Source organism: Cryobacterium levicorallinum, assembly GCF_004402405.1.
GTDB classification, from domain to species: domain Bacteria; phylum Actinomycetota; class Actinomycetes; order Actinomycetales; family Microbacteriaceae; genus Cryobacterium; species Cryobacterium levicorallinum.
Genome location: NZ_SOFE01000014.1, coordinates 117,552 through 144,021 on the forward strand (window position 1 = coordinate 117,552; position 26,470 = coordinate 144,021).

General features: G+C 65.0%; 26 protein-coding genes and 1 tRNA gene. 12 read left to right on the forward strand and 15 right to left on the reverse strand.

Features of this window, described 5'->3' with window-relative positions:
* Nucleotides 1–682: 682 nt before the first annotated feature.
* Nucleotides 683–808, forward strand: a complete 126-nt coding sequence (locus tag E3O11_RS18110) for a type II toxin-antitoxin system PemK/MazF family toxin (RefSeq protein WP_218026649.1) — start codon at nt 683–685, stop codon at nt 806–808.
* A gap of 28 nt (nt 809–836) precedes the next feature.
* On the opposite strand, the gene E3O11_RS07860 is transcribed toward E3O11_RS18110, so the two are convergent.
* Genes E3O11_RS07860 through E3O11_RS07875 form a run of 4 tightly spaced genes read right to left on the reverse strand, consistent with a single transcriptional unit; the run spans nt 837 to nt 4,086 of the window.
* Nucleotides 837–1,607 (reverse strand): alpha/beta fold hydrolase, encoded by a 771-nt coding sequence (locus E3O11_RS07860; RefSeq protein WP_092447952.1) that lies wholly within the window; start codon nt 1,605–1,607, stop codon nt 837–839.
* A 2-nt stretch (nt 1,608–1,609) separates the two neighbouring features.
* Nucleotides 1,610–1,939, reverse strand: a complete 330-nt coding sequence (locus E3O11_RS07865; RefSeq protein ID WP_092447953.1) for a biotin/lipoyl-containing protein — start codon at nt 1,937–1,939, stop codon at nt 1,610–1,612.
* A complete protein-coding gene (locus E3O11_RS07870) occupies nt 1,932–3,014 on the reverse strand; it encodes an alpha-ketoacid dehydrogenase subunit beta (RefSeq protein WP_092447954.1) in 1,083 nt (360 codons plus the stop codon). The genes E3O11_RS07865 and E3O11_RS07870 overlap by 8 nt, the downstream gene beginning before the upstream one ends.
* A complete protein-coding gene (locus tag E3O11_RS07875; RefSeq protein WP_092448186.1) occupies nt 3,007–4,086 on the reverse strand; it encodes a thiamine pyrophosphate-dependent enzyme in 1,080 nt (359 codons plus the stop codon). The genes E3O11_RS07870 and E3O11_RS07875 overlap by 8 nt, the downstream gene beginning before the upstream one ends.
* Before the next feature lie 234 nt (nt 4,087–4,320).
* Between E3O11_RS07875 and E3O11_RS07880 the strand changes: the two genes are divergently transcribed.
* The 4 genes from E3O11_RS07880 (at nt 4,321) to E3O11_RS07895 (ending at nt 10,543) form a co-directional block, all read left to right on the forward strand.
* On the forward strand, nt 4,321–4,836 hold the full coding sequence (locus E3O11_RS07880) for an Lrp/AsnC family transcriptional regulator (protein ID WP_092447955.1): 516 nt from the start codon (nt 4,321–4,323) through the stop codon (nt 4,834–4,836).
* A 184-nt stretch (nt 4,837–5,020) separates the two neighbouring features.
* A complete protein-coding gene (locus E3O11_RS07885; protein ID WP_092447956.1) occupies nt 5,021–8,461 on the forward strand; it encodes a DEAD/DEAH box helicase in 3,441 nt (1,146 codons plus the stop codon).
* A 169-nt stretch (nt 8,462–8,630) separates the two neighbouring features.
* Nucleotides 8,631–9,953 (forward strand): glycosyltransferase 87 family protein, encoded by a 1,323-nt coding sequence (locus E3O11_RS07890; RefSeq protein WP_092447957.1) that lies wholly within the window; start codon nt 8,631–8,633, stop codon nt 9,951–9,953.
* The gene (locus E3O11_RS07895) at nt 9,950–10,543 is read left to right on the forward strand and encodes a histidine phosphatase family protein (RefSeq protein WP_241991048.1); all 594 of its coding nucleotides are present in this window, start codon (nt 9,950–9,952) and stop codon (nt 10,541–10,543) included. Before E3O11_RS07890 ends, E3O11_RS07895 begins: the two co-directional genes overlap by 4 nt.
* 113 nt (nt 10,544–10,656) lie before the next feature.
* On the opposite strand, the gene E3O11_RS07900 is transcribed toward E3O11_RS07895, so the two are convergent.
* From E3O11_RS07900 to E3O11_RS07935, 8 genes are all read right to left on the reverse strand, one after another.
* Nucleotides 10,657–11,823 carry a class I SAM-dependent methyltransferase gene (locus E3O11_RS07900; protein WP_092447959.1) on the reverse strand — a complete coding sequence of 389 codons (1,167 nt, stop codon included), beginning with the start codon at nt 11,821–11,823 and terminating at the stop codon, nt 10,657–10,659.
* A 75-nt stretch (nt 11,824–11,898) separates the two neighbouring features.
* Nucleotides 11,899–12,315 (reverse strand): heat shock protein transcriptional repressor HspR, encoded by a 417-nt coding sequence (locus tag E3O11_RS07905; RefSeq protein ID WP_092447960.1) that lies wholly within the window; start codon nt 12,313–12,315, stop codon nt 11,899–11,901.
* 2 nt (nt 12,316–12,317) lie between these two features.
* Nucleotides 12,318–13,319, reverse strand: a complete 1,002-nt coding sequence (locus E3O11_RS07910) for a DnaJ C-terminal domain-containing protein (RefSeq protein ID WP_092447961.1) — start codon at nt 13,317–13,319, stop codon at nt 12,318–12,320.
* Nucleotides 13,312–13,938: a nucleotide exchange factor GrpE gene (locus tag E3O11_RS07915; protein WP_092447962.1), complete on the reverse strand. Its 627-nt coding sequence runs from the start codon at nt 13,936–13,938 to the stop codon at nt 13,312–13,314. Before E3O11_RS07915 ends, E3O11_RS07910 begins: the two co-directional genes overlap by 8 nt.
* A 9-nt stretch (nt 13,939–13,947) precedes the next feature.
* The gene (gene dnaK / locus E3O11_RS07920; protein WP_092447963.1) at nt 13,948–15,822 is read right to left on the reverse strand and encodes a molecular chaperone DnaK; all 1,875 of its coding nucleotides are present in this window, start codon (nt 15,820–15,822) and stop codon (nt 13,948–13,950) included.
* Between the two features lie 239 nt (nt 15,823–16,061).
* Nucleotides 16,062–16,835, reverse strand: coding sequence for an ATP-binding cassette domain-containing protein (locus E3O11_RS07925; RefSeq protein WP_092447964.1), 774 nt, complete (start codon nt 16,833–16,835; stop codon nt 16,062–16,064).
* A gap of 2 nt (nt 16,836–16,837) precedes the next feature.
* Complete coding sequence (locus E3O11_RS07930) at nt 16,838–17,866, reverse strand: ABC transporter permease (protein ID WP_092447965.1); 1,029 nt, start codon at nt 17,864–17,866, stop codon at nt 16,838–16,840.
* Between the two features lie 39 nt (nt 17,867–17,905).
* Complete coding sequence (locus E3O11_RS07935) at nt 17,906–18,919, reverse strand: substrate-binding domain-containing protein (protein WP_166787527.1); 1,014 nt, start codon at nt 18,917–18,919, stop codon at nt 17,906–17,908.
* A 132-nt stretch (nt 18,920–19,051) separates the two neighbouring features.
* Here E3O11_RS07935 and E3O11_RS07940 point away from each other — a divergent pair, with 132 nt between their 5' ends.
* The 3 genes from E3O11_RS07940 to E3O11_RS07950 all read left to right on the forward strand — a co-directional run bounded on the left by E3O11_RS07940 (nt 19,052) and on the right by E3O11_RS07950 (nt 22,432).
* Nucleotides 19,052–20,149, forward strand: coding sequence for a LacI family DNA-binding transcriptional regulator (locus E3O11_RS07940; RefSeq protein ID WP_166787528.1), 1,098 nt, complete (start codon nt 19,052–19,054; stop codon nt 20,147–20,149).
* Nucleotides 20,150–20,232: 83 nt separating this feature from the next.
* Nucleotides 20,233–21,543: an MFS transporter gene (locus E3O11_RS07945; protein WP_092447968.1), complete on the forward strand. Its 1,311-nt coding sequence runs from the start codon at nt 20,233–20,235 to the stop codon at nt 21,541–21,543.
* Between the two features lie 88 nt (nt 21,544–21,631).
* Nucleotides 21,632–22,432: an isocitrate lyase/PEP mutase family protein gene (locus E3O11_RS07950; RefSeq protein WP_092447969.1), complete on the forward strand. Its 801-nt coding sequence runs from the start codon at nt 21,632–21,634 to the stop codon at nt 22,430–22,432.
* A 35-nt stretch (nt 22,433–22,467) separates the two neighbouring features.
* Here E3O11_RS07950 and E3O11_RS07955 read toward each other — a convergent pair whose 3' ends face one another.
* Both E3O11_RS07955 and dcd read right to left on the reverse strand, forming a co-directional pair.
* On the reverse strand, nt 22,468–22,989 hold the full coding sequence (locus tag E3O11_RS07955; RefSeq protein ID WP_092447970.1) for a hypothetical protein: 522 nt from the start codon (nt 22,987–22,989) through the stop codon (nt 22,468–22,470).
* A gap of 85 nt (nt 22,990–23,074) precedes the next feature.
* A complete protein-coding gene (gene dcd / locus E3O11_RS07960; protein WP_092447971.1) occupies nt 23,075–23,656 on the reverse strand; it encodes a dCTP deaminase in 582 nt (193 codons plus the stop codon).
* A gap of 71 nt (nt 23,657–23,727) precedes the next feature.
* Here dcd and E3O11_RS07965 point away from each other — a divergent pair.
* Nucleotides 23,728–23,798: transfer RNA gene (locus E3O11_RS07965), tRNA-Gly, on the forward strand.
* A gap of 312 nt (nt 23,799–24,110) precedes the next feature.
* Nucleotides 24,111–24,974, forward strand: a complete 864-nt coding sequence (locus tag E3O11_RS07970; RefSeq protein WP_092447972.1) for an NAD-dependent epimerase/dehydratase family protein — start codon at nt 24,111–24,113, stop codon at nt 24,972–24,974.
* Between the two features lie 21 nt (nt 24,975–24,995).
* On the opposite strand, the gene E3O11_RS07975 is transcribed toward E3O11_RS07970, so the two are convergent.
* Nucleotides 24,996–25,463 (reverse strand): MarR family winged helix-turn-helix transcriptional regulator, encoded by a 468-nt coding sequence (locus E3O11_RS07975; protein WP_092447973.1) that lies wholly within the window; start codon nt 25,461–25,463, stop codon nt 24,996–24,998.
* A 270-nt stretch (nt 25,464–25,733) separates the two neighbouring features.
* On the opposite strand from E3O11_RS07975, the gene E3O11_RS07980 reads away from it, so the two are divergent.
* Nucleotides 25,734–26,009 (forward strand): hypothetical protein, encoded by a 276-nt coding sequence (locus tag E3O11_RS07980; protein WP_134477775.1) that lies wholly within the window; start codon nt 25,734–25,736, stop codon nt 26,007–26,009.
* A 115-nt stretch (nt 26,010–26,124) separates the two neighbouring features.
* Complete coding sequence (locus E3O11_RS07985) at nt 26,125–26,388, forward strand: GlsB/YeaQ/YmgE family stress response membrane protein (protein ID WP_092447975.1); 264 nt, start codon at nt 26,125–26,127, stop codon at nt 26,386–26,388.
* The last annotated feature ends 82 nt before the right edge of the window (nt 26,389–26,470 follow it).

Here is a 26,470-nt window from a genome sequence, read left to right on the forward strand (position 1 = left end):
CGCCCCGCGGCAGCTAACTTAGCCGTCTGACTGAATGCCCTTCGGGCAATTCGCCGCCGCAGAACCCAGGCTATGAGCGACCAGGGCGCGATGGCTCCGCTGCTCAACACTCCCGCTATCCGCAATCCCGGTGTCGTCAGCGTAAGTGCGAACAGGGCGCAGAGAGCGCACGGTGGTGGAGCCACGTGCTGTGGTACGGCGCCAGAGTATCCGCATTCACCCGGCGCCGTTCACAACTGCGGATACTTGTGGATCATCAGCTGAACGGTGGCACGGGAGACGAAACGAACGCAAATATGCAAGTTCTCTTGGAGTACAAACTGTTGCAAGACTTCGCTCACGATACGCACTGACCTAGAAACTGAACGGGCTCTAGCAGCGCTGACCGGTGACGGACTGTCCCGCTCGGATGGCGATCATGGAGGCTGAACGTACTCACCGCCGCGCTCGACTCCGGGCCGAGTCCGAAGCGCTCCGGAACGATCCGGAAGACGTCACCGCTTCTCGCAAACTTGCGGCCGAGCTGGACGCTTTTCGTGCGTGGCGACCTCTACCGCCTGAAGACGCCTAGTGACCCTCGTGGACACGAGCAAACTGGGGCGCGGTTCGCTGTGGTCCTGCAGTCCGACGAGGTGAGGCGTCATTTCGCCCCGAGGTCGAAATCAATGGAACGAAGACCAGAGTGTTGGTCGAGCAACTGACAGCGGTCAATCAGGAAATCCGGCTGGGTGAGTTCGCCGGTCGCTTGAATGGCTCGAAAATGCGCGCCATAGACGCGGCTCTGCAGAACCTGCTGGGTCCGGACTGACCGCTAGTTGCGGGGGCGGGCCGTTCCGCTACGACTGGTAGCGGGCGAGAAACTCGATCGCAGCTTGTTTGAACGCCCGTGAGCTGACCGCGTTCATATGGGTACGGGCCGGCAGCCACAACACTTCGGAGCAGGCGGCGAGCGCCGCGAGCTCGGCCGTGCCGGTCGCGAGCACATCACGGTCGCCGGTCACGAAAAGAAGGGGCCGAGACGGAACGGATGCGCCCGGCTCGAACCGCTCAGCCTTGATCGCGGCGACCAGCCGCAGCAGGGCCGGGGTGTTCGCGCCCGGAGCGAGCTGCATCAGGGTCATCAGTGAGGCGGTCGACTCGTGCGCGATCGCGCTGGAATCCGACAGAAACAGGGCGGCCGCCTCGAGGTCGAAGTCGGCGAGCGGGTCCTCGGCGCTCATGCCGCCGAGCACCGCGCGATTGACCAGGTCGGGCCGCTCGGCGGCGAGTTCCCAGGCCAGGCGCGAGCCGAGCGAGTACCCGACCAGGTCGACGCCGGATGCGGGCTGGCCGACCTTGCGGGGCCGGGCGCCGGCCAGGGTGAGCACCTCGAGAACCGCCGCGCGCAGGCGGCTGGGGGCGTAGGCATCCGTCTTGAGCGGTGCCCTGCTCGCTCCGTGGCCGAGCAGATCGATGGTAATGACGCGCCGTCCGGCGCTCACGAGGTCACGCACCCAGCCGGTCGCCTCCCAGTTGAGGGCGGTGGATGAGGCGAAGCCGTGCACGAGCAGCACCGGGGCAAGGCCCGCGTCGAGTTCGGGTTCGTGCTGGCGCCAACTGGTGAGCATGTCTAGTCCCCGTCGAGAACGACGGTGAGGCGCACGCGGCGTTTCGGCGCGGCCTCTGCCGGCACAGTGCCGACGATGCCGGCCGAGTCGTCGGCGACCGTGAAGGTGATCAGCGGAGTGTCGACGAGCACCACGTCGCCGGGCTCGCCGTGCAGGGTGAGCACGATACCGGCGATGGGTGACGGCAATTCCACCGACGACTTCGTCGTTTCAACCTCGACGAATGGCTGGTTGCGTTCGACTTGGTCACCCACCGTGACGAGCCATTCGAGCACGGTCGCCTCGAGCAGTCCCTCACCGAGGTCGGGCAGGGGAAAAGAGATTTCAGCCACGGCGGTACTCCAATACTCGCTGAACTCCAAAGAGAATTCGATCAATGTTCGGGATGTACTCGTCCTCCAGATCGCCAGACGGGTACGGCACGTCGAAGCCGGTCACGCGCTCGACCGGCGCCCGCAGCGTGTCGAAGCAGCTCTGCGAGACGAGCGCGGCGACCTCGGCACCGAGGCCAATGGTGCGCGGCCCCTCGTGCACGACGATGGCCCGACGCGTGCGTGAAACGGATGCCGCCAGCCCCGCTTCGTCGATCGGCTTCAGCCAGCGCAGATCGAGCACCTCGAGTTCGATGCCATCTTCCGCGGCTAACTCCGCCACCTGGAGGCAGCGGGAGACCATTGAGCCCCACGCGATGAGGGTCGCGTGCTTGCCCGGACGAGCGATCACCGAGCCCTCGAGGGAGGCGCGGCCGGTGAGCGGGCCATCCGTTCCCCCGGAGATGCCATCACCGACCACGTTGTCGACCAGGTTGACCCCGGCCTTGTTCCAGTAGCGCGCCTTGGGCTCCATGAAGATGACCGGGTCGGGCATCGAGACGGCGTGCTTGAGCAGGTGGTAGGCCTGCTGCGGGTTGGCCGGCGACACGACCTTGAGTCCGGGCACGTGCGCGAACAGCGATTCGAGGCTCTCACCGTGGTGTTCGGGGGCGCGGATGCCGCCAAAGCTCGGCACCCGCAGCGTCACAGGCATCGGCAGGCGTCCGCGGCTGCGATAGTTCATGCGGGCCAGCTGCGTGATGATCTGGTTGACGGCCGGGTAGGCGAAGCCGTCGAACTGCACCTCGGGGATCGGGTGAAAACCGGCCATGGCCAGCCCAATCGCGGTGCCGAGAATGCCAGACTCTGCGAGCGGGGTGTCAAAGACCCGGTTCGCGCCGAAGCGCTGCTGCAGCCCGTCGGTGACCCGAAAGACTCCGCCGAGCACGCCGACGTCTTCGCCGAAGATGAGGGCGCGCTCATCCGTTTCGAGAATCTCACCGAGCGCCCGGTTGATGGCCTGCTGCATGGAGAGTTGCAGGAGCGGGGCCTCCCGCACGAGTTCGAGGACGGCGCCGTTCATAGACTCAGACATGCTCGGATTCCTCTCTCCACTGGCGCGCCTGGGCGCCAAGCGTCGGGGTTGATTCTTGAAAAACGAAGTCGAACATTTCGCTTCCGGGCCGGCTTTCGAGGGCCACGACTCCGTCGCGAATCTCGTCGGCACGCGCCTGGGCGTCGGCGTCAGCCACGGCGAAGAAGGCAGAGTCAGCCACGTTGTCGGCCAGCAGCACCGCGCGAAACCGGTTGAGCGGATCTTCGCCACCGTCGGTTTTCTCGTCCTCGAGGGTGCGGTAGCGACCGGGGTCGTCGCTCGTGGAGTGCGGACCGCGCCGGTAGGTCATCGCCTCGACCACGACCGGGCCGAGGCCCGCGCGGGCGTGGGCGACCGCGCGTCGGGTGGCGTCCAGCACGGCGAGCACGTCGTTGCCGTCGACCTGCACGGCTGGCATGCCGTAGCCGGCAGCGCGTGCGGCCACCGAGCCGCCGGCCACCTGTTGTTCGGTCGGCACCGAGATGGCCCAGCCGTTGTTTTGCACGAAGAACACCACCGGCGCCTTCAGAATGGCGGCGAAGTTCATCGCCTCGTGCACGTCACCCTGCGAGCTCGCGCCGTCGCCGAGAAAGGCCAGGCCCACGCCGAGGCCGGTTGTTGAAACGGATGCTGCACCGCCCGTTACCACAGCCGTCCCGTTCAGCGTCTGGCCGTTCAGGGTCTGCCCGTGCGCCCAGCCCACCGCGTGCAGAACGGATCCGCCGACAACCGCTTGAAAGGGCGCGAAGTGGGTGGCCCCGGGGTCGTAGAGCCCGCCGTGCCAGATCGCTTTGTGGGTCGACATGTACTCGACCATGTTCACGCCGACCGTGTAGGCCACGCCCATCTCACGGTAGGTCGGAAAGATGAAGTCCCGGGTCTTATCGACGCCGAAGCCGGCACCGACCTGGGCTGCCTCCTGGCCGAGCATCGGCGCGTAACCGGGAATAAGACCCTGGCGCTGCCACGCCACGGCATCGCGGTCGAGCTGACGCACGTTCGCCAGCATCCGATACAGGTCGCGCAGCTGATCCGGGGTGAGGTCGCCGACATCCGCACTCTGCATCTGCATCTGCCCTGAACGCAGGGGAAGGGTGTCGAGGGCGTGAGTCGCCATGCTGGCTCCTTCTGATCGTTGACTGGGCGGGCTACCGCAAAGTTAGTGACTTTGCCGAGCGTCTGCCACAGCGACCATTTGAAGTGCACACTCTGTGAATAATTGTGTGCATTTTCAACGAAACACCATACAGTTGGTACACCCCCGCTCGGCAACGATGCCCGACCGGACCACCGAAAGGTCACGCTCATGGATGTCGACTCGCTGGATGCTCGACTCGTCACACTGTTCTGCGAGCGGCCGAAGCTCTCGGTGCTCGAGGCCTCGCGGCGGCTCAAGGTGGCCAGGGCAACCGTGCAGGCCAGGCTCGACCGGCTAATGAGCCGCGGGGTGATCAAATCCTGGGCGCCGACCCTGAACCCGAGCGAGTTCGGCTACCCGGTCACCGCCTACTGTTCGCTCACCGTGCGGCAGGACTCTGGCCACGCGGTTGTCGTTGCGGCTCTCGCGAAGATTCCCGAGATTCTGGAGTTGCACACGGTCTCCGGCGACAGCGACATGCTCGCCCGGGTCGTCGCCCGGTCGAACGCCGACGTGCAGCGCGTGCTCGACCTCATCGTCGCCACCCAAACGGTCGTGCGCTCCTCGAGCGTGATCGTGCTGCAGACCCGCATCGAGGCGCAGGCCCTGGCCCTGCTGCAGGCCACTGCCGCCGGCACTATCTCCACTCCTGGCACGCCGGAGCCGCCCGTCGATCGTGGCTAATTCAGGATAATTTCGGCGAGCGACCCCGCGGCTCCCGAACCAATGCGGCGCAACTCCCCCCGCTCAGGCAATTTCCTGAATTAGCCACCAGGCAGCTCCGTGACACACCACGCTGAGCTGAGCCACTCAGGCTCGCGTGAGAGAATAAGGGTTGGTCCCTTTTTCTTACGGAGCTCCCTCACCTATGGCCCATTCCCTCAGCACTCACGAGATCGCCCGCATCGTCGGCAGCCAGTCGTTCTCGCGCGGTGAACGGTACGCCCGCAACGGACACGTCACCGAACAGTCCTGGGCCCCGTCGGGAACACACCTCACCGGACGCGTGAGCGGCACCAGTCCCCAGCCGTACACCGTGCTGGTCTCGTTCACCCTCAATGCGGCCGGCCAGGCCGTTCGAGCCAGCGGAACGTGCACCTGCCCGATGGCCAGGAACTGCAAGCACGTCGCCGCCCTGCTGCTGGCGAGCCGCAGCACGCCCGCGGAGCTGAATGCCGAGCGCGCGGCGTCCAACGTGCGTGCCATCGGCGACCGCCGCACCCCCGTCTTCGAGTCGACCTTCGTACCGACCGCGTATCAGCCGCCCACCCCGGCCCCCGTCGTTCCCATTCGCCCACCGGTCCCGGCCTGGCGCGCCGCCCTGGCCCCGCTTGCGAAGCCGAGCGGCGCCGAGACGGTCACGAGCACGGCCCTCGCGCTGCAATTCGACCTGCTTGATCCCGTCTACAGCCCGAACCGCCGCACCGGGCCTCGCCGCCTCGGCGCACGCCCCATGGTGATGGGCAAGAAGGGCAAGTGGATCCGCGGCTCCCTCACCTGGGACAACCTGTCCTGGACGCCCGGCACCTACAACCGCGGCCACCGCAAAATCCTGAACGCCCTCTACGCCCTGTCGGCCACCGGGCAGCGTTATTACAGCTACACCGACCACTGGCTCTACCTCGACAACTTCGAGAACAAGGCCCTCTGGGATCTGCTGCACGAGGCCCAGCTGAGCGGTCTGCCACTCGTCTGCGCAACGGATGCCCAGAACCCCGTCCTCCTCTCTCCCACGCCCGCCTCGCTCGAGGTCGACATTCGGCGGGACGATGACGGCCTGCAGCTGACCCCCTTGCTCGTGTTGAGCGAGAAGCTGCACCGCGGCTCCGAATTCGGTTTTCTCGGCGATCCGGCGCACGGCGCCTACACCTGGACCGCCCCGGCCGACCCGCTCGCGACCGGCAATCAGCTCATCCTCGCCCCGCTGACTGCCACGGTGAACTCCGAGATCCGCGCCCTGGCCGTGACCGGCGGCTTCGATATTCCGGCCGACGACGAGGTGGCCTTCCTCACCGACTTCTACCCCTTTCTTCAGCAAAAACTAATCTTGACCAGCCATGACGCATCGTTTGAGTTGCCCAAGACCGCTCGCCCCCAACTCGCCCTCACCATCACGCACCAAACGGATGCCCGCATCACCCTGGCCTGGGAGTGGCAGTACGTCGCGCCCACCGACCAGGCCGCAGCCGTCCCGACCGACGCCTTCGAAATAGAGCCCGCCCCCGTGCTCTACCGCCACCCGCTGCGCCCGACACCCAACGACACCCGCTTTCGCAACGCGACCCGCGAGAGCGACACGCTGCGAGACGTCGAACGCGCCATCAGCTCGTTCGAGCAGCTCTGGCAGCCGGCAACCCCGATCAGTGCGGCCCTACTGCTCGAGCACGCCGAGCTGCAGGGCGCCGTCATGATCACCTTCCTCGGTGAAGCCGTATCCCAGCTCGCGAAAGATGGCGTCATCGTGCACGTCTCCGCCGACGCGCCGAGCTATCGCGAGGCTGACGAAGCGCCCGTGATCAGCCTCGCCACCACCGAGAGCACCGATACCCGCGACTGGTTCGACCTCGCCGTCACCGTGTCGATCGAGGGCGAAGACATTCCCTTCGACGACCTCTTTCGAGCGCTGGCCACCGACCAGGACCTGATGATCCTCGACAGCGGAACCTATTTCAGCCTCGACCGGCCCGAGCTGCAGCAGCTGCGCCGCCTGATCGAAGAGGCCCGTGGCCTGCAGGAGAGCAATGCCGGCACTCTCGGCCTCAGCCGTTTTCAGGCCGACCTGTGGGACGAACTGCAGCTGCTCGGCGTGGTCGCCGAACAGGCCGCTACCTGGCGCAGCGCCGTCGAGGGCCTGTCTGAAGCCGCTCCCATCGCCGAACGCCCGCTCCCGCTGGCCGTGCACGCCACCCTGCGCGCCTACCAGCAGACCGGTTTCGACTGGCTCAGCTTTCTCTACGACCACCAGCTCGGCGGCGTACTCGCCGACGACATGGGGCTCGGCAAGACCCTGCAGGCGATCGCCCTGATCGCCCACGCCCGGGACAGCGAACGCGCGCAGCCGGGCACCGTGCGCAAGCCGTTCCTCGTCGTCGCGCCCACGAGCGTCGTCTCCAACTGGGCCACCGAGTGCGCCCGGTTCGCTCCCGACCTGGCGACAGCAGCCATCACCCAGACCGCCGGAAAGCGCGGCTCCAGCCTGCAGGACGTGATGGGTGAAGCGGATGTCGTGATCACCTCGTACACGCTCTTTCGCCTCGACTTCGAGGAATACAACGCTCAGGACTGGGCCGGACTGCTGCTCGACGAGGCCCAGTTCGTGAAGAACCACCAAAGCAAGGCGCACGTCTGCGCCCGCCGGCTGCGCACCCCGTTCAAGCTCGCCATCACCGGCACGCCGATGGAAAACAACCTGATGGAGTTGTGGTCACTGCTCTCCATCACCGCGCCCGGCCTGTTCCCGAGCCCGAGCCGCTTCGCCGACTACTACCGCAAGCCCATTGAAACGGATGCCGACGGTGAGCGGCTCACGCAGCTGCGCCGCCGCATCCGTCCCTTCATGCTGCGCCGCACCAAAGCCCAGGTGGCGAGCGACCTGCCCGAGAAGCAGGAGCAGGTGCTGGAACTCGACCTGCACCCGCGGCACCGCAAGGTCTACGACATGCACCTGGCCCGGGAACGCCAGAAGGTGCTCGGCCTGATCGAGGACATGAACGCGAACCGGTTCGAGATCTTTCGCTCGCTCACCATGCTGCGCCAGCTCAGCCTCGATGCGAGCCTGTACGACAAGAAGTACGACAGCGTTCCCTCGACCAAGCTCGACGCCCTGCTTGAGCTGCTCGAAGACACCGTCGCCGAGGGCCACCGCACCCTCATCTTCAGCCAGTTCACCCAGTACCTCGGCAAGGCGCGGGACCGGCTCGACGCAGCCGGCATCAGCTACTCCTACCTCGACGGCAAGACCCGCAATCGAGCCAAGGCCATCAGCGACTTCAAGGAGGGCTCGAGTTCGGTTTTCCTGATCAGCCTCAAGGCCGGCGGATTCGGCCTCAACCTCACCGAGGCCGACTACGTCATCCTGCTCGACCCGTGGTGGAACCCGGCGACCGAGGCACAGGCGGTCGACCGCGTACACCGCATCGGCCAGACCAAGAACGTCATGGTCTACCGATTGGTGTCGAAGGACACTATCGAGGAGAAGGTCATGGCCCTCAAAGCCACCAAGGCCCGCCTGTTCGAGAGCGTTATGACCGATGGCGCCCCGGCCGGCACCGCCCTGACCGCCGCCGACATCCGAGAGCTCCTCGCCTGACCCCCTCCACCCCCTGCGGTCGGGGCCCGGGCCCGGAAAGCGGGCCCATGATAGGTCATGGGCCCGCTTCCACAACCTGGGCCCGAGGGATGACCATCCGTCACCAGAAGTTCACTCGCCACCCCTAGACTGCCCGCGACTCCCCACCCCGCGCTGCAGAAACGGTGACATGTCTAGAACCTTCGATTGGATCGACGCCCGCCTCGCCACGGCGCTCACCCCGAGCCGCCGTCTCACCCTGCAACGACCGCGCACTCTGGCCCTGGGGTTCCTGGGCCTGCACGCGGTCTTTCTCGTCGCGCTGCTCCCGACCATCCTCACCGGCCGGGTGCTCGGTGATCTCCCGCTCTACCGACGATGGGCCGAACTCGGCCTGGGCAACGGTTTCTGGCAGGGCCTCGACGTGGCCTGGGTGTATCCGATCGGGGCCATGCTGCCGATCGCGTTCGCCGGCATCGCCGGGCCGCTGCTCTACCAATTGCTCTGGTTTCTGATGACGGCAGCGCTCAATGCCGTCGCCGTCGGAGCCCTGACCGATTGGGGACGCCGCCGCAGCGGCTACAAGCCGGCCTGGTACTGGTTGCTGTGCTCGTTCCTGCTGAGCCCGGTCGGGCTGTTACGCCTGGAAGGAGTCACCGCACCGATCGTCATTGTCGGCCTCGTGCTGCTCGCGCGTCGACCGGTCATCGCCGCGCTCCTGCTGGCCCTCGCCACCTGGATCAAGGTCTGGCCGGCCGCCGTTTTCCTCGCGGTCGTCACGGTATCGTCGCGAAAACTGACGATGGTCCTGACCGGAGCGGCGTTGTCGGCGGCGGTGGCGGCATCCGTTTGGCTGCTCGACGCTGCGCAGTTTCTCACCGGATTCGTCACCGAACAGACCGACCGTGCGCTGCAGCTCGAGGCTCCGGTCACGACTCCGTGGGTGTGGCTGGCCTCGCTCGGCCAACACGACACGGTCATCTACGAAAACTTTGCCATCGCGACCCGCGAGGTGAGTGGCCCCGGGGCCGGTCTCGTCGCCTCCCTGATGACACCGGTCATGTTCGGTGCCATCGCGGCGATCTTCGTGCTGATGGTCATTGCTCAACGTCGACAAGCGGATGCCGCCGAGCTGCTGCTGCTTGGTTCCCTGGCCCTGGTCAGCGCATTCATTGTCTTCAACAAGGTCGGGTCGCCGCAATACATGCTCTGGCTGGTGCCGATCGTCGCGGTCGGCGTTGGCCGCAGCTGGGCGGCCTGGAGGGTGCCCGCCGTGCTGATGCTGGCCATTTCAGCCCTGACGACGTTGATCTTTCCAATCTTCTACCTGCCCCTGATCGACGGCAACCTATTTTCGCTGCTACTGCTCACGGCGCGCAACGGGCTGCTCGTCGCACTCTGCGGCTGGTCCATCGTCGCGGTCGCACGGTTGGCCCACACCGCATGGCGGAACGAGGCCGCCGCTGGCGCGCGGCGCGCACTCCCAGTCGGCCAAGGCAGAATAGACGGGTGACCACGACGACGACCTTCGCCCTCATCCGCCACGGCCAGACCGATTGGAACGCCGCCGCGCGCATCCAGGGCGCCACCGATATCCCACTGAATGACGTGGGGCGCGGTCAGGCAGCGGATGCCATCGCTCCCCTGAAACGCTACGACTGGGATTTCATCGTCTCGTCCCCGCTCTCCCGTGCTGCGGAAACCGCCGACCTGATCGGCGAGCGGCTCGGCCTCGACACGGCCCGCCGCCTCCCGGCACTGATCGAGCGCAACTACGGGCCGGCCGAGGGTTTGAGCGCTGGCGCCGAACTCGATGCCCTGCGTTTTCCCGGAGGGTTCCACGGTGCCGAGACCGAACAGGCCGTCGCCGCGCGCGGCATCGACGCCCTGCGCGACCTCGCCCGCGAGCACCCCGGAGCGCGCATCATTGTGGTCGCGCACGGCACGCTCATTCGTTTGAGCCTCGAAAACGCGCTCGACCAGCCCATCGGCAGCATTACCAACGCCTCGCTCAACGTCGTGCAGCACCACCACACACACGCTGATGGATCGACCGCCTGGCAGCTCGACGTTCTGAACGGCGAGCCGCTCGTACGCGCCTGATCGCGCCCGAAGTATCACCGCAGACCGGCAGACCAGTGTCTGCCGGTCGTCACCATCCACTGATCGAGCTTGCCGAGATCGCCCTAGGCCCGCCGTAAGCCGCCCCGAAAAAGCTAGCGACCGGTCGACACCGTCACCGTGAACTTGGTGTTGCGGCCGACTTGGCGGGTCGAACCGACGATGCGGGTCAGCATCGGACGGTAGCCGAGGTGCGTGTTCCAGACCGTCCACAGTTCGCCGCCGGGCGCAAGCACTCGGGCCGCGTCGATGAACAGCTTCTCGGCCAGGCCCGCGTGCACGGATGCGCCGATGTGAAAGGGCGGGTTGAGCAGAATCAGGTCGGCGGAGTCATCAGCCTGGCCGGACAGGCCATCGGCCCGCACGACGGTGACTCGTTCGGCGAGCGCGTTGGCGTCGACGGTGGCACGAGCGGATGCCACGGCAACGGCCGACTGGTCCGTCGCGAGCACCCGCAGCAGGGGTCGCTGCGCAGCGAGCGCCGCGGCGAGCACGCCGGTGCCGCAGCCGAGGTCGATGGCGCGCTCGGCATCGGGCTTCATGCGGTCGAGCACCTCGAGCAGCGCCCGGGTGCCGATGTCGATGCTGGTTCCAGCGAACACTCCGCCGTGGCCGCGCACCACGAGGTCGAAGTCCTCGTGCTTCTCGCTGTGCGGCCAGTCGGTCGTCGACGTGGTGAGCGGCGAGGAGGCGATGAGCACGCGGGACTTCTGGCGAGCCGGGCGCACGTTGAGGGCGCCGAAGTGACGGCGCAGCACCTCGTTCATGCTCACGGTCATGTGCTTGATGCGGCCGCCGGCGAAGACGATCACGTCGGGGGCGGCGTACTTGGCGATGGCGCCGGCGATCTCATCGAGGGCGTCGAGGCTTTTTGGCAGCTGCAGCAGCACGACGTGGGCGTCGGCCAGCAGTTCCTCGCCGAGCGGAAGGGAGCGGTAGGCATCCGTCAGGTTGACGCCGGAGGCGTTGCTGTCAAGCGCGTACTCGCCCGAGAGGGCGTCCTGATAGACGCGAATGCCGCGGGCATCGTGCAGTGCGGCGGCGCCGAGGGTGAGGGCGCCATAGCGGTCCTCGAGCACGACGACTCCACCGCTGCGGTAGGCGGCGATCGCACCGGCGGCCTCATCGAGGATGAGCCGGTCGCTGGCGTCGACGGCGAACAGGTTCTCGGCCTCGATGTCGGGGCGACGTCGCAGCCGATCGAAGTCGAAATCATTGGTGTTCCGCGGCGCGGACTGGTCGTGCGTGCCCGATTCGGACATGGTTCCCCCTGAAAGTGGTGCCGGTGCAACCAGTTCGTGCTGTGAAAGCGAAACGTGGAGCTAGGTGTTGTAGAACTACGTGTGGTCTCGCGGCCGCCAGATGACAATCTGGTTGCTGCGTCTGGTGCGGGTGCCCGCCTTCATCGAAATGACGTCGCCGGCCGAGCCAGCCGCGAAAACGCGGCGGCCCGGACGGTTCAGCAATTCGTCGGCGAGCGTCGATTCCAACTCGCGCAGGCGTTTTTCGAGCCCGCGCACGTGATCCTCGAGTTCGAGGATACGACGGATGCCCTCCAGACTCACACCTTCTGAGCCCAAGAACGCAATTTCACGGAGCTTTGCCACGTCGAGCATGGAGTATCGACGGCTCTTTCCGGGGGTGCGCTCCGGGCTGACCAGGCCCAGGCGATCGTATTGGCGCAGGGTTTGCGGGTGCATTCCCGCAAGCTCTGCTGCCGTGGAAATCACGAAAACCCGGGTGGTCTCGTCCATGACTAGCCCTTCGCTCGCGCGATCAGTTCATCACGCGGATTTTCCTTGGGCAGTGCCTCGGCGAAGGCTGCGAGCTTTTCTTCCGCATCCTTTGACAGGTGTGACGGTACAGCGACCTGCACGATGGCGAGCAGGTCGCCGGTGCCCTTCGCCGTGGTGACGCCGCGACCCTTGACCCGCAGCACGCGTCCTCCGGGAGTGCCGGGGGCCACGCGCAGTTTGACCGGGGCACCACCGAGGGTGGGCACCTCGATCGTCGCACCGAGGCTCGCCTCGACGAAGGTGACCGGAACGGTCACCCGCAGGTTGAGGCCGTCCCGTTCAAACACCGGGTGCTTGCGCACGGTGATCGTCAGCACGATATCGCCGGTTTCTCCGCCGTCGGGGCTGGGCTGGCCCTTGCCGCGCAGGCGAATCTTCTGCCCGTCGGCGACGCCCGCTGGCACCTTGACCTTGATCGGCCGGCCGTCCTGGGTCTGCAGACTGATCTGGTCGCCCTGGGTAGCCGTGATGAAGTCGATGGTCGTCGACGCGATCACATCGCGGCCTCGGGTAGGCGCGCCCGATCCGCGGTAGCCGCCGGTGGGGTTGCCGAAGCCACCGCCACCGCCGCCACCTCTGCCGAACATACCCCCGAGGATATCGTCGAAGCCGCCCTGCTCGAAGGTATAACTTTGCTGACGACTTCCGCCGCCGAACATGCCTCCGAAGGCGTCCTCAAAGCCACCGCTCTGGGCCCGGCCGCCGGGCGCGGCGAACCGCGCCCCACTGCCCATGGCCCGCACGGCATCGTATTCCTTGCGCTGCGCGGCATCGCCCAGCACCGAGTGCGCCTCGCTCAGTTCCTTGAACTTCGCCTCGGCGGCGGGGTTCCCCGGGTTGGAATCCGGGTGGTACTTACGCGCGAGCTTGCGGTACGCCTTCTTCAACTCGGCCGGCGTGACATCTTTCGATACCCCGAGAACCTTGTAGAAGTCCTTGTCAAACCAATCCTGGCTAGCCATCGCTCGGTACCTGAACGACGACCTTGGCCGCGCGCAGCAGCGTGGAGCCAAGGTAGTACCCCGTCTCCGCGACGTCGCCGACGGTTTCCACGTCGACCGCTGCACTCGGCTGCTGGAAGATCGCCTCGTGCATGGTTGGGTCGAAGGGTTCGCCGACCGTGCCGAACGAGGTCAGCCCGAGCCGTTCAACGCTCGAACGCAGTTTGGCTGCGATCGTGGCGAAGGCCGAGTCGGGCACGAGATCGCCGTGCTTCTCAGCACGGTAGATGTCGTCGAGTACCGGAATAAGCACCTTGACGATATCCCCGGTCACGCGCTCTTTCTCGATGGCCCGGTTGGCTTCGGTGCGCCGACGATAGTTGGCGTACTCGGCCGTCACGCGCTTGAGGTCGGCGAGGTGTTCGCTCGTCGGCTCAGCAACTTCGCGTTCCGCCGCGTCCAGAATGTCCTGAACGGTCAGTTCGTCTTCTTCGATCCCGTCGGCCGTACCGTCGGCTACAGCACTGTCAGGTTCAGAAGCGGATGCTGCATCAGCTGCGGCCGCGCCCGCAGCGGCGGTGCCGTCATCGGGCACCCCCGCAGCGGACGCGTCGTTGTCTGGATGTTTCTTGTCAGCCATGGTTACGGCCTACTTCTTCTTCTCGTCTTCGTCGTCGTCAACAACTTCGGCGTCGACAACGTCTTCGTCCTTGTTCTCTTCGGCAGGAGCCTCGTCGGTGCTGGTCTCATCAGCGCCGGCTGCGGCATCCGCCTGGCTGGACTTGTAGATGGCTTCGCCAAGCTTGCCCTGGCTTTCGTTGAGCTTGTCAAACGCGGTCTTCACCGCGTCGTCATCGTCGCCGGCGAGAGCGGACTTGAGGGCGTCGACATCAGCCTGCACCTCATTCTTCACGTCCTCGGGGAGCTTGTCGACGTTGTCCTTGATCAGCTTCTCGATCGAGTAGGCGAGCTGCTCGGCCGTGTTGCGGGTCTCGGCGACTTCACGCAGACGCTTGTCTTCTGCGGCGTGCTCTTCACCCTCGCGCACCATGCGCTCGATGTCTTCCTTCGCGAGCGAGGAACCGCCCGTGATGGTCATCGACTGCTCGGTTCCAGTGCCCTTGTCCTTGGCAGACACGTGCACGATGCCGTTGGCGTCGATGTCGAAGGTGACCTCGACCTGCGGAATGCCGCGCGGCGCCGGCGCGATGCCGGTGAGCTCGAAGGTTCCGAGGTTCTTGTTGTCGCGGGTGAACTCACGCTCGCCCTGGAAGACCTGGATCGCAACGGACGGCTGGTTGTCGTCGGCCGTGGTGAAGGTTTCGCTGCGCTTGGTCGGGATGGCCGTGTTGCGCTCGATCAGGCGCGTCATGATGCCGCCCTTGGTTTCGATGCCGAGGCTCAGCGGGGTGACGTCGATGAGCAGAACGTCCTTGCGCTCGCCCTTCAGCACGCCGGCCTGCAGTGCGGCGCCGACGGCGACGACCTCGTCCGGGTTGACACCCTTGTTCGGGTCCTTGCCGCCGGTCTCGCTCTTGACGAGCTCGTAGACGGCGGGCATACGGGTGGAACCACCGACGAGAACGACGTGGGCGATGTCACCGACCTTGACGCCGGCCTCACGAATAACGTCCTGGAAGGGCTTCTTGGTGCGGTCGAGCAGGTCCTCAGTCATCTTCTCGAACTGGGCGCGGGTGAGCGTCTCGTCGAGGTTGGCCGGGCCGTTTTCGGTCAGCGACAGGTAGGGCAGCTGGATGCTCGTCGACATGCTCGAGGAGAGTTCCTTCTTGGCCTGCTCAGCGGCTTCTTTGAGGCGCTGCTTGGCGATCTTGTCCTTGGACACGTCAACGCCGGTGGTCTCCTTGAAGCGCTTGATCAGGTGATCAACGATGCGCTGGTCCCAGTCGTCGCCGCCGAGGCGGTTGTCGCCGGCGGTCGAGCGCACCTGGATGGTGGAGAAGTCGTCGTCCTTGCCCACCTCGAGCAGCGACACGTCGAAGGTTCCGCCTCCGAGGTCGAAGACCAGAATGAGCTCGTCTTCCTTGCCCTTGTCGAGACCGTAGGCCAGCGCGGCGGCGGTCGGCTCGTTGATAATGCGCAATACGTTGAGTCCGGCAATCTCGCCGGCCTCCTTCGTGGCCTGACGCTCGGCGTCGTTGAAGTACGCCGGCACGGTCACGACGGCGTCGCTGACCTTCTCGCCCAAGTACTGCTCGGCATCCCGCTTGAGTTTGGCGAGGATACGCGCGCTGATCTCCTGCGGGGTGTACTTCTTGTCGTCGATCGCGACGGTCCAGTCGGTGCCCATGTGGCGCTTGACGCTGGAGATGGTGCGGTCGACGTTGGTGACGTTCTGGCGCTTGGCGGTTTCTCCGACGAGAACTTCGCCGTCCTTGGTGAATGCGACCACCGAGGGGGTGGTGCGCAAGCCCTCGGCGTTGGCGATGACGGTGGGTTCTCCACCTTCGAGCACGGACACCACCGAGTTTGTGGTTCCGAGGTCAATACCTACTGCACGAGCCATCTGGGTTGTTCTCCTTCAATCATGTGCGAAACGAACTGCTAAGTAATCTCAAGACTTGAGCCTCGATGGCTCAAGTATTCCAGAGCCGTTTCGTCCCTGTCAATTTCTACGGCTGAAAGTTGAGTGTGAGTGGCTCAACTTTCAAAGCGGATGCCGCTCCGCCGACGGCAGACATGGAAGAACGGGCCGCACGATGTAACCAGTGCGACCCGTCCACGTATTTTTCGCCCGAAGGCTGGTTAGTCGCCCTCCACCTTGATGGTGGCGATGGTACCGGTGAGCACGCCGATCAGGCGGTCACCGTCGAACTCGGTGGTGGGGGCATCCATCACGATGCGGCCGAGGCGCAGCACGACGATGCGGTCCGTCACCTCGAGTACGTGCGGCAGTGTGTGGGAGATGAAGATAACGCCGAGTCCCTTGGCCTTGGCCGCACGAATGACATTGAGCACTTCGCCCGCCTGACGCGCACCGAGGTGGTTGGTGGGCTCGTCCAGAATGATCACTTTTCGCGCCCACGACACCGCCCGGCCAATCGACACCGCCTGGCGCTGGCCGCCGGAGAGCTGAGAAACGGAACGGTTCGACGCCGGCACGGCGATTCCAACCCGCTCGAGGTCAGCGTGCGCCTCGCGGGCCATGGTCTTCTTCGACAGAAACCCCAGCTTTCCCAGGAATCCCGGCACGACCTTTTCACGGCCGAGGAACACGTTTTCCGAAACGGTCAGGTGCGGTGCCAGACCGGAGTCCTGGTAGAGAGTCTCCACCCCGGCCTCGAGGGCCTCCCGCGGCGAGCTCCATTCCCGCTCCACCCCGTCGAGCAAGATCTGTCCGCCGTCGGGTTGGTGGGCGCCCGAGAGCACCTTGACCAGGGTCGATTTTCCGGCACCGTTGTCGCCGACCAGGCCGACGACTTCGCCGGCGTGGAGCTTGAGGCTGGCCCCGTCGAGGGCGATGACTGAGCCGTAGCGCTTGGAAACGTTCCGGACTTCGTAGATGACTTCGCCGACCATGGTCACTTTCTCCCGTTCTTGCTCTGCAGCGTCTGAGCGGCGACCGCCGCAGCGATCAGAACGGCCACGACAACCTTTTTCCAGTCCGGTGCAACACCGATCATGATCAGGCCGGACTGCACGGTGAAGAGGATGAGGGCGCCGAGGATGGTGCCCATGATGCGGCCGACGCCACCCATGAGGGACGCGCCGCCGATGACGACAGCCGCGATGGCGTCGAGTTCACGGCCCGTTCCCGACGAGGGGGAACCTGCGCCGAGACGGATATAGACGTACATGCCGGCCAGGCCGGCCAGCGCACCGGACAGCGCGTAGACCATGGTGAGGTGTCGTTCCACGTTGATACCCGCTGCCCGTGCCGCAAAGGCATTCGAGCCGATGGCGTAGGTGTACAGACCAAAGCGGGCCTTGTGCAGGAACAGGCCCAGCACGGCAATGACGATGGCCACGAAGAGCACGGCCCAGGAGAGCGGATTCCAGGTCGGCGACATCGCGCTGATGAGAGTGAAGTCATTGGCGCTGCCGATGGGGGCGCCCTTGGAAATGATGACCGAGAATCCGAGCGCCGCGCCCATCGTGGCCAGGGTAGCGATGAACGGCACGATTTTGAGCTTGTTGATCAGGAATGCGTTGACCAGACCGACGCCCAAACCGACGGCGACCGAGACCACGGTTCCGATCAGGAGCGGGCCGGCAGCATCCTGCCCCTTGACGGTCTGGTCCAGGCCGAGCACGTTGGCCATGGTCCAGGCCGAGATGACGCCGCTGAGTCCGATGGTGGCACCGACCGACAGGTCGATGCCACCGCTGATCACCACAAAGGTTTGACCAACGGCAATCAGGGCAACGGAACCCCAGTCCGTGAGGACGTTATTGGCCGTCGCGACCGAAAAGAACTTCGGTTCGAGCACCGTGAACACGACGATCAGAATGATCATCACGCCCACCAGGATGGTGCTTTGATTGGCGGCCAGGGAGGAGAACCGTGACGAGAGCGCTGACTTCTGCACGCTCTGACTGACGTTGGTCATGTATTTGCCTTTGTTTTCTACAGCTACCGGGAAGACGACTTATTCAGTGGCGACGTAGGTGTACTTCGCGAAGTCGTCATCAGAGGTGCTGGAATCCAGGACTACGTTCGGAATGACAACCTCGTGCTCGGTCGACGTCTCACCGGTCTTGATGTACTCGACGAGCGTCTGAATGGCGAGGCGGGCTTCGGCGGCGGGATCCTGCGCGATGAGCGCGGTGAAAACGCCGGACTTGATCTTCGCGACGTTGTCGGGGTAAGCGTCGTAGCCGACGAGTCCAATGGTGCCTTCCAGGCCCTTGGATTCGAGGGCCGCAGCCGCACCCGAGGCGTTCGTGCCGTCAATGGCGAAAATGCCGGCCAGGTCAGGGAAGCGGGTGAGCCAGTTGTTCACGTTGGTCGCGGCCTTTTCCGGGTTGGACTCGGAGTACGCGACGTCAGCGATTTCAATGCCGGGATATTCGGCTTCGATCTGGGCCGTGAAGCCGTCGAGGCGGCTGACATTGGTGGTCGCGGTGGCGCTGGTGAGCCCGACGACAACCTGGTAGGTTCCGCCGTCTTCGTAGCCGATCTGGGTAGCGAGCGCGTCAGCGGCCTTGGCGCCGCCGTCGGCGTTGTCACCGGTGATGAATGACACGACGTCGGAGAGGTCGTCGACGTGGGTGTCTACGTTGACCACGGGGATGCCGGCGGCAACGGCCTTGGAGACCGAGGACTGCAGGGCCGTCGGGTCGGTCGGGATGAGCACCAGGCCGGAGGGCTGCTGGGCCAGAACCGCGTCGACGATCGGGATCTGGGTCTCGGCCGAGTAGTTCGCCGGGTCGCCCTGCCAGATGAGCGTGACGCCGAGCTTGGCGGCTTCTTCCTCTGCGCCGGCCTTCATCGCCTGGAAGAACGGGTCGGCCTCTGCGCCCATGACGAATGCAATGGTGATTTCATCCGCTGCCGCAGCACCGGTGGAATCGGTAGTGGCTGCGGTCGAGCAACCGGCCAGGGTCAGTGCGAATGCCGTCATTGCACCAACTGCTGCAATCGTTCGGAATGAGCGCCTCATGAATGTCTCCTTTGACTTACGTGACCAATGCGAGATCGTTCTCGCAAACCTTGGTACTATATATTCCAATGGGAGAATGAGTAATGCAACTCGAGTAGGTAACGGTTGCATCACGTTTACAAAGGGGTCACTGTGCGGGACGACGACGTCACGAAGCCAAGTCATCTGCCGACAATCGTCGACGTTGCCGCCGAGGCGGGTGTGTCCCGAGCCACGGCCTCGCGGGCGCTCGGCCGCTACGGCCGCACCTCGGCCTCCACCATCGCGCGGGTCGAGCAGGCGGCGGACGCGCTGGGTTACCGCCCGAACGAACTCGCCCGGGCGATGCGCGTCGGTGTCACCAAGACCATCGGTCTGGTCATCATCGCTGACTTCACGAATGCGTTTTTCGATCGCGCTACCAAGGCCATCGTGGACGAGGCCAAACTACACGGCTACCAGGTGCTCATTACCAACACCGATGAAGAAACCGCGATCGAGCGCCAAGCTATCGAGACCCTGCTCGAGAAACAGGTCGATGGGTTGATCGTGGTGCCGTCGCTGTCAGCGGGCTACGAGCATCTAAAGCCGGCTCAGCTCGGCGGCCGACCGATCGTGCTCATTGACCGCCGCCTGGACGACCCGCCGCTCACCTCCATCACCACCGACGACTTCGCCGGCACCCGCGAAGCCGTGCGCCACGCCATTTCACTCGGCCATAAACGGCTGGGTTTTCTCATCTCGGCCTCGAGCGTCGAGGGCGTGACCGACCAGAGGCCAACCCATCTCATCTCGACCGTTCTGGACCGCACAGAAGGCTTTCTGCAGGGCGCCTCCGACGCCGGTATCCGTCGCAACAGCCAGCATTGGATCTTCTGTGAGGACAAGCCGAAGTCATCCGAGGCGGCCGTGGCGTCGCTCCTGGACCGACCGAACCCACCCACGATCATTTTCACGTCGAACAACGACATGGCTCTGGCCGTGCTGAAGATTGCCGGAAACCGGCGCCTCACCATCGGCCGGGACATCTCGCTCGTGACGGTCGACGACAGCCAGTGGGCGGCGGCAATAGTTCCCGGCATCACCGTGGTCGCCCGCCCGGTTGAAGAAATCGGCCAACTGGCCGTCACGAAGCTGCTGGCCGAAATCGCCGAGCCCGGCCAGCCCATCGAAGTCGTGGTGCTGCCAACCGAACTCATCACCCGCGATTCGGTGGCGAACCTGTACCTGCAGGACTACCGCGTCAGCTGACGTTCGCCCGAGCGGATGCCGACCCGACGGTCCCAGTATCAGCGCAGCATCCGTTCCTTACCGGCGGGCAGTAGATTGTGCACATGATCCACACTGTCGCCGGAGACGCAGCCACCACTCCAACGCGTGGCCGGGTGGTGGCCTGGGCGTTCTGGGACTGGGGATCAGCCGCGTTCAACGCCGTCGTCACGACCTTCGTCTTCACTGTGTACATCACCGGCGCGTCTTTCGGCGATGAAGACGTGATCAGCGCCCAGCTCGGCTGGGCCCTGGCCATCGCCGGCCTCGTCATTGCCGCACTGGCCCCGATCACCGGGCAACGCTCCGACACTTCCGGCCGCCGCAAATTCTGGCTCGGCGTGAATACCTTCATCGTCGTCGCGCTGACCGCTTGCATGTTCTTCGTGCAGGCAAGCCCGAGCTACCTGCTGCTCGGACTGTTCCTGGTCGCGGCCGGCAACGTCTTCTTCGAATTCGCAGGCGTCAACTACAACGCCATGCTTGCGCAGGTGTCGACACCGCGCACTATCGGCAAGGTCAGCGGATTCGGCTGGGGCATGGGCTACCTCGGCGGCATCGTGCTGCTGCTCATCGTGTACTTCGGCTTTATCCAGCCCGAGGTCGGCCTGTTCGGGGTGACCGGCGACAACGGTCTCGCCGTGCGCGTCTCCATGTTGCTCGCAGCCGCCTGGTTCGGTCTCTTCGCGCTGCCCGTGCTCCTGCGGGTACCGGAGTATCGGGCGCCCAAGGCCGCCCGACGCGAAAAAGTCAGCTTCTTCCAAAGCTACGGGGTGCTCGGCCACGATATTGCCCGCCTCTGGAAGACCAGCCGCCAGGCGGTGTACTTTCTCATCGCGAGCGCGGTGTTCCGCGACGGCCTGGCCGGCGTGTTCACCTTCGGCGGTGTGCTCGCGGCATCCGTTTTCGGATTCTCGCCCGGCGAGGTCATCATTTTCGCCATCGCGGCCAATGTGGTCGCCGGCATCGCGACCATGAGTGTTGGCGCGCTCGACGACCGGCTCGGCGCGAAGCCCGTCATCATGACCGCCTTGGTCGGGCTTCTGGTCAGCGGCCTCCTGGTGTTTTTCCTGCACGACGGCGGGCAGATCGTGTTCTGGACGGCAGGGCTGGCCCTGTGCCTGTTCGTCGGCCCCGCCCAATCGGCCAGCCGCACCTTTCTGGCTCGGCTCATTCCCGTCGGCCGCGAGGGTGAAGTGTTCGGGCTCTACGCCACGACCGGTCGAGCCGTCAGCTTTCTCGCGCCGGCCGCCTTCGCGCTGTCGGTCACAATCTTCGGCGAGACCTACTGGGGCATCCTGGGCATCATGCTCGTGCTGCTCGTCGGCCTGCTACTGCTCATTCCGGTCTCGGCCAGGCAGCAGCATATCTCCTAGCCGGACGCCAGCCCGTCCTTGCCTGAGCATCTACTGAATTGCGGCTGTTCCCTCGCCCAGGGCGCGCAGGCCGGTCAGACTGAAGAGCATGACTCTTACCCAGCTCCAGAAGGCCGAACTCCTGCTCTCGCTGCACGTGCCCGGCGAGCCCCTCATCGTCACCAACGTGTGGGATGCCATTACCGCCAAGATCGTGGCCGATGCGCCCGGCGTGAAGGCCCTCGCCACCGCGAGCCACTCCATCTCGAACGTGCGCGGCCTGCCAGACGGCGAAGGCCTCTCGCTCGACGAGGCCATTCTCGCCGCCACGATCATCGCCCGCGCCGTCGACCTGCCGGTCTCTGCCGACTTCGAGAAGGGCTACGCACCGGATGTTGCCGGCGTGACCCGCAACGTGCGTCGCCTGATCGAGGAATCCGGCATCGTGGGCATCAACATCGAGGACTCGGTCGGCGCCGCGAAGGCCCCGCAGTTCGACATCGAGACCGCCACTGCCCGCGTGGCCGCCGCGAGAGCCGGCGCCGAGCAGACCGGCATTCCCGTCGTCATCAACGCCCGCGTCGACACCCTGGCCGGCGGCGGCGACTGGGACGAAGCCGTCGCCCGCGCCAACGCCTACCTCGGCGCCGGCGCTGACGTCATCTTCTTCCTCGGCCTGACCGACGAGGACAAGGTGGCCCGCGCGATCGAGCAGGTTAACGGCAAAATATCGGTGATCGGTGCGCCCGGACTCGTTCCGCTGAAGCGCCTAGCCGAACTCGGCATCAGCCGAGTCAGTTTCGGCCCGGGCACCCTCGGCCTCACCCTCGCAGCACTGCAGGCCGCGGCCACGAACCTCACCGCCCTCGGCGACTACCCGGCCGACCTCGGGTTCAAGTTCACCCTCTAAGCCACCCAGACACCGAGGCCATCAGCATCCGTTTCTCAGCGGATGCGGGTGGCCTCATTGTGTTCGACGAGTTGCCAGGTCGCGCCCTCATCGGCGGAGACCCACCCCTCCCACTTGTAGCTGTCGGGGGTGATGGCGGTGAAATTCCAGCGGATCGGGCGGCCGTCCGTGCGGGTGCCCTCCTGCCGAACTCCATGCCGGTATGGGGTGGCCACGAGCTGGCAGTATTCGCCCAGCGCCGGGGCGAAGTAGCTCACGCGCCAGGCTCCGGCGAACGGGTCGTAGACGCGCACGGTAGTGGCGACGGTTTCAAATCCAGACGGATGTGTCGTGCTCGCAACGACCTCGACGTCTTGCACGGCCCGACCGTCGAGGATGAATTCGACCATCCAGACGAAGTCACGTTCGATCCACTCTCCGGTGGTCTCGTCGAGGCGGGTACCCTTGGCGGCCCAGGATCCGACCATCTGGCCGAAGCGGTGCATGCGCCCCGGATACTCTGGCGTGGGGCCGTGCGCGATCAGCGCCTCGTCGAATCGGGTCGGCATGGAGGTCATACTCAGATTTTACCCGACGCGTGGTTACGTTCGACGTATTACGTTTGCTCGGCCCGCGGGCAGCCGCTGGTGTTGGAAGGCTGCGTCAGCGGTCGATGACCGTGCGGTGAAAGTTTTGGAACGAGCGTGACGCCGTCGGGCCGCGCTGGCCCTGGTAGCGGGAGCCGTATTCGTTCGAGCCGTAGGGCTTCTCGGCCGGGGAGCTGAGCTGAAAGAAGCACAGCTGGCCAATCTTCATTCCGGGCCAGAGCTTGATCGGCAGCGTCGCAACGTTGCTGAGCTCGAGCGTGACATGGCCCGAAAAGCCGGGGTCGATGAACCCAGCCGTGGAGTGGGTCAGCAGACCGAGACGTCCGAGCGAGCTCTTGCCCTCGAGCCGGGCGGCAATGTCGTCTGGCAGGGTCACCTGCTCGTAGGTGGCGCCGAGCACGAATTCGCCCGGGTGCAGAATGAACGGCTCGTCGGGCTTGGTCTCGATCAGGCGGGTCAGCTCTGGCTGGTCCTCGGCCGGATCGATGTAGGCGTACTTGTGGTTGTCGAATAGCCGAAACAGGCGGTCGAGGCGCACATCAATGCTCGATGGCTGGATCATTGCGGGGTCGAGCGGCTCCAAACCGATTCGTCCAGCGTCGAGTTCAGCCTTGATATCGCGATCTGAGAGCAGCACGGTGCCAGCCTAGCCGCGCTGGGTTGATATGCTGGCACGGTTCCGATTGTTGTCCACTCACGGTCGGGCGCGCGGATGTAGTTCAATGGTAGAACTTCAGCTTCCCAAGCTGATAGCGCGGGTTCGATTCCCGTCATCCGCTCCGAATAAGCACCGTCACGTTCTCAGTGGACAACTTCGTGTGGTGCAACCGGACTGTGACCACCCAAAGTTGTCCAGTCAGCGACGAGGTTGGTCGGCACCCACGTCGTGCAGAAAGTACGCCCCGAGCGTCGTCACCAGGCCACCTCGCCGGCCCGAAAACGACAGGCCGGGCATGGGCGTTCGAGTACCCAGCTCCAGTCAGACGTGTCAGGAACGATAGGCATGGTTTCATGGTAACGCCCGCACTTCGCGGCGCTGCGGGCTCATCGTCATGGTGCGCCCGCTAGCGTGGAATAAATCAAGGAGACAGATGACGGTACTCATTGCCGGATGCGGCGACCTCGGCACCGAGGTTGGCCTGCGGTTCGCGCGGCTGGGGCACACTGTGGTCGGGCTGCGGCGCAACGCACGCCTGCTCCCCCCAGAAATCACCGGCCAGTCCATCGACCTGAGCGTCGAGAAGCCAACCATCCCGCCAGACACCGAGTTCGTGGTCGTCGCGATCTCGGCCGGCAGCCCCACGGCCCTGGCCTATCGCACCACCTACCTTGACGGCCTGCGCAACCTGCTCGACGCGCTCAATGAGGCACAGGTCACGCCGCGCCGCGTGCTGCTGGTCTCGTCGACGGCGGTCTACGACGTCAACGACGGCAGCCGGGTCGACGAGCAGACGCCGGCGAATCCGAAACCGGGCACCGATTCAATCGTGCTCGATGCCGAACGGATGCTCCACTCCAGACTCCCCGCCGCCACCGTTCTGCGCCTGGCCGGCATTTACGGCCCCGGCCGTGAACGACTGATCGCCCAGGTACGCGCGGGTGCCGGGCTCTCCGCCCAGTCACGCCACACCAACCGCATCCACCGGGACGACGCAGCCGCCGCGATCGTTCACCTGCTGCTGCGTTCTGAGCAACCGGCGCCGCTCTATCTCGGCGTCGACAATGAGCCAGTGCGCAGTGACGAGGTGCTGACCTTTCTCGCTGCCGAGCTCGGCCTGCCCGAACCGGCGCTGAACGAGTCGGACCAGCCGACGCGCACCCGCGAAAGCCAAAGAGGCGGCGACAAGCTACTGAGCAACCAGCTTCTGCGCGATACCGGCTTCATCTTCAGCTACCCCACCTACCGGGAAGGCTACCGGGCCATGCTGGCCGGGCGCGGAATCCGCCACCCCTAACGGTGGCCCAGGCGGTCATACTCAGGCGGTCAGGCTCAGATCGGCGTCCGATCCCACGGTCAACGCCATCGCGGACAGCATGGCGCCCAGCCGTGCTTGGTCCTCCGGGCTCACGTCGCGCACGGAGTGAGTGATGAGCGCCTCGAAATCGTCGTAGATTTTCTGCGTGATCTGCTCCGCGGCCGGTGTCAAGGTCAAGAGCAGACTCCGTCGATCGTGCGGGTGAGCCACCCGAACCAGCAGTTGCAAGGCCACGAGTCGATTCGAGATCGCGGTCACTGCACCGGTCGTCATTTCCATCGATTCCGCGAGCAATTTCGGGGTAATGCTGCCCGCTTCGGCAACGCGAGCCACGGCGCGCAGCTCGCTCCCGGTCAGACCGCTCTCGGTCGCGACCCGGTTTCGATTCCGATCCATGGCGCGCAGAAAAGCTAAAGCGGATGCCGACAAGGCGTCCGGGGTGCGTCCGGAACTGTCCCGACCATACATTCGTTCTCCTGACCTCTGGTCTGTTGGTTTCGCCCAACTTCAGGCTCGCAAAATTGCCCGTGAGGGCATTCTGTTCTGTCAGTGTAGCCGCTAGATCAATTACTAAGTTTCTTAACTCTTAAATAGTTTACTGTTTGAAGTAAATCCCGTATATTGAAACGCGCGCTGCCGAGCAGCGCGACGCGCAGAGTCCGCGGTGGCAGCGAAGCCCCCGCATGCTCCTAACCGGCAGCGCGCTCACGAACCTGTCACAACGAAATGGACAATGCAATGCAGAGCTATCGGTTGACGATCAATGACGACTGGTTTTACCTATCGGACGAGTACAACATTGCCGGTCTCAAGTCAGCCCTGTCCGCCGCCGTGCACAGCGGCGGAGGCTTCGTCGACGTCGTCAGCCCCATGCGGGCGCACGTCTCCCTGCTGATCACGGCCCACTCCATGGTCAAGATTGAAACGATCAATGCCGTCGACCTCCCCGATATCAACGACGCAACCCCGGTGACCGGCCCGCAGTACATGGACGACGACTACTGGCTGGACTGAAGCCCGCAAGTCGAATCGTTGGCCGGTGGCTATTGACGGTGCACAGACAGGCGGGTACATTCACGCGAACGGCTTAGTCCGCGCCACATCCAGGCCAACCTGAAAGGCAGTTCTCATGAGTTTCCTCGGATTTCTCCTGCTCGGTCTCATCGCCGGAGCTATCGCGAAGGCGATCCTGCCCGGTCGCCAGGGCGGGGGCTGGCTTATCACCCTGCTGCTCGGGGTTGTCGGTGCCTTCCTCGGTGGATGGCTCGGCGGGCTCCTGTTCAATGTCAGTCTGGAGGAGTTCTTCTCGCTGACTACCTGGGCCCTCGCTATCGTCGGATCGCTGATCGTGCTGCTTATCTTCGGCGCGATCACTAACCGTCGCAAGGCCTGACCCGCCTCGGCACACAGCGCGTCACCCAATTCGGGTGGCGCGCTGTTTTTTGCGCACCGATCCCCTTAAACGGGGAGATCAG

Coding starts and splice junctions, on each gene's coding strand:
- E3O11_RS07860 (WP_092447952.1), bottom strand. CDS start 1,607: ATGCTCACCAGTTGGCGCCAGCACGAACCCGAACTCGACGCGGGCCTT.
- E3O11_RS07870 (WP_092447954.1), bottom strand. CDS start 3,014: ATGTCTGAGTCTATGAACGGCGCCGTCCTCGAACTCGTGCGGGAGGCC.
- E3O11_RS07875 (WP_092448186.1), bottom strand. CDS start 4,086: ATGCAGATGCAGAGTGCGGATGTCGGCGACCTCACCCCGGATCAGCTG.
- E3O11_RS07880 (WP_092447955.1), top strand. CDS start 4,321: ATGGATGTCGACTCGCTGGATGCTCGACTCGTCACACTGTTCTGCGAG.
- E3O11_RS07885 (WP_092447956.1), top strand. CDS start 5,021: ATGGCCCATTCCCTCAGCACTCACGAGATCGCCCGCATCGTCGGCAGC.
- E3O11_RS07890 (WP_092447957.1), top strand. CDS start 8,631: ATGTCTAGAACCTTCGATTGGATCGACGCCCGCCTCGCCACGGCGCTC.
- E3O11_RS07900 (WP_092447959.1), bottom strand. CDS start 11,823: ATGTCCGAATCGGGCACGCACGACCAGTCCGCGCCGCGGAACACCAAT.
- E3O11_RS07905 (WP_092447960.1), bottom strand. CDS start 12,315: ATGGACGAGACCACCCGGGTTTTCGTGATTTCCACGGCAGCAGAGCTT.
- E3O11_RS07910 (WP_092447961.1), bottom strand. CDS start 13,319: ATGGCTAGCCAGGATTGGTTTGACAAGGACTTCTACAAGGTTCTCGGG.
- E3O11_RS07915 (WP_092447962.1), bottom strand. CDS start 13,938: ATGGCTGACAAGAAACATCCAGACAACGACGCGTCCGCTGCGGGGGTG.
- dnaK (WP_092447963.1), bottom strand. CDS start 15,822: ATGGCTCGTGCAGTAGGTATTGACCTCGGAACCACAAACTCGGTGGTG.
- E3O11_RS07925 (WP_092447964.1), bottom strand. CDS start 16,835: ATGGTCGGCGAAGTCATCTACGAAGTCCGGAACGTTTCCAAGCGCTAC.
- E3O11_RS07930 (WP_092447965.1), bottom strand. CDS start 17,866: ATGACCAACGTCAGTCAGAGCGTGCAGAAGTCAGCGCTCTCGTCACGG.
- E3O11_RS07935 (WP_166787527.1), bottom strand. CDS start 18,919: ATGAGGCGCTCATTCCGAACGATTGCAGCAGTTGGTGCAATGACGGCA.
- E3O11_RS07945 (WP_092447968.1), top strand. CDS start 20,233: ATGATCCACACTGTCGCCGGAGACGCAGCCACCACTCCAACGCGTGGC.
- E3O11_RS07950 (WP_092447969.1), top strand. CDS start 21,632: ATGACTCTTACCCAGCTCCAGAAGGCCGAACTCCTGCTCTCGCTGCAC.
- E3O11_RS07955 (WP_092447970.1), bottom strand. CDS start 22,989: ATGACCTCCATGCCGACCCGATTCGACGAGGCGCTGATCGCGCACGGC.
- E3O11_RS07970 (WP_092447972.1), top strand. CDS start 24,111: ATGACGGTACTCATTGCCGGATGCGGCGACCTCGGCACCGAGGTTGGC.
- E3O11_RS07975 (WP_092447973.1), bottom strand. CDS start 25,463: ATGTATGGTCGGGACAGTTCCGGACGCACCCCGGACGCCTTGTCGGCA.
- E3O11_RS07980 (WP_134477775.1), top strand. CDS start 25,734: ATGCAGAGCTATCGGTTGACGATCAATGACGACTGGTTTTACCTATCG.
- E3O11_RS07985 (WP_092447975.1), top strand. CDS start 26,125: ATGAGTTTCCTCGGATTTCTCCTGCTCGGTCTCATCGCCGGAGCTATC.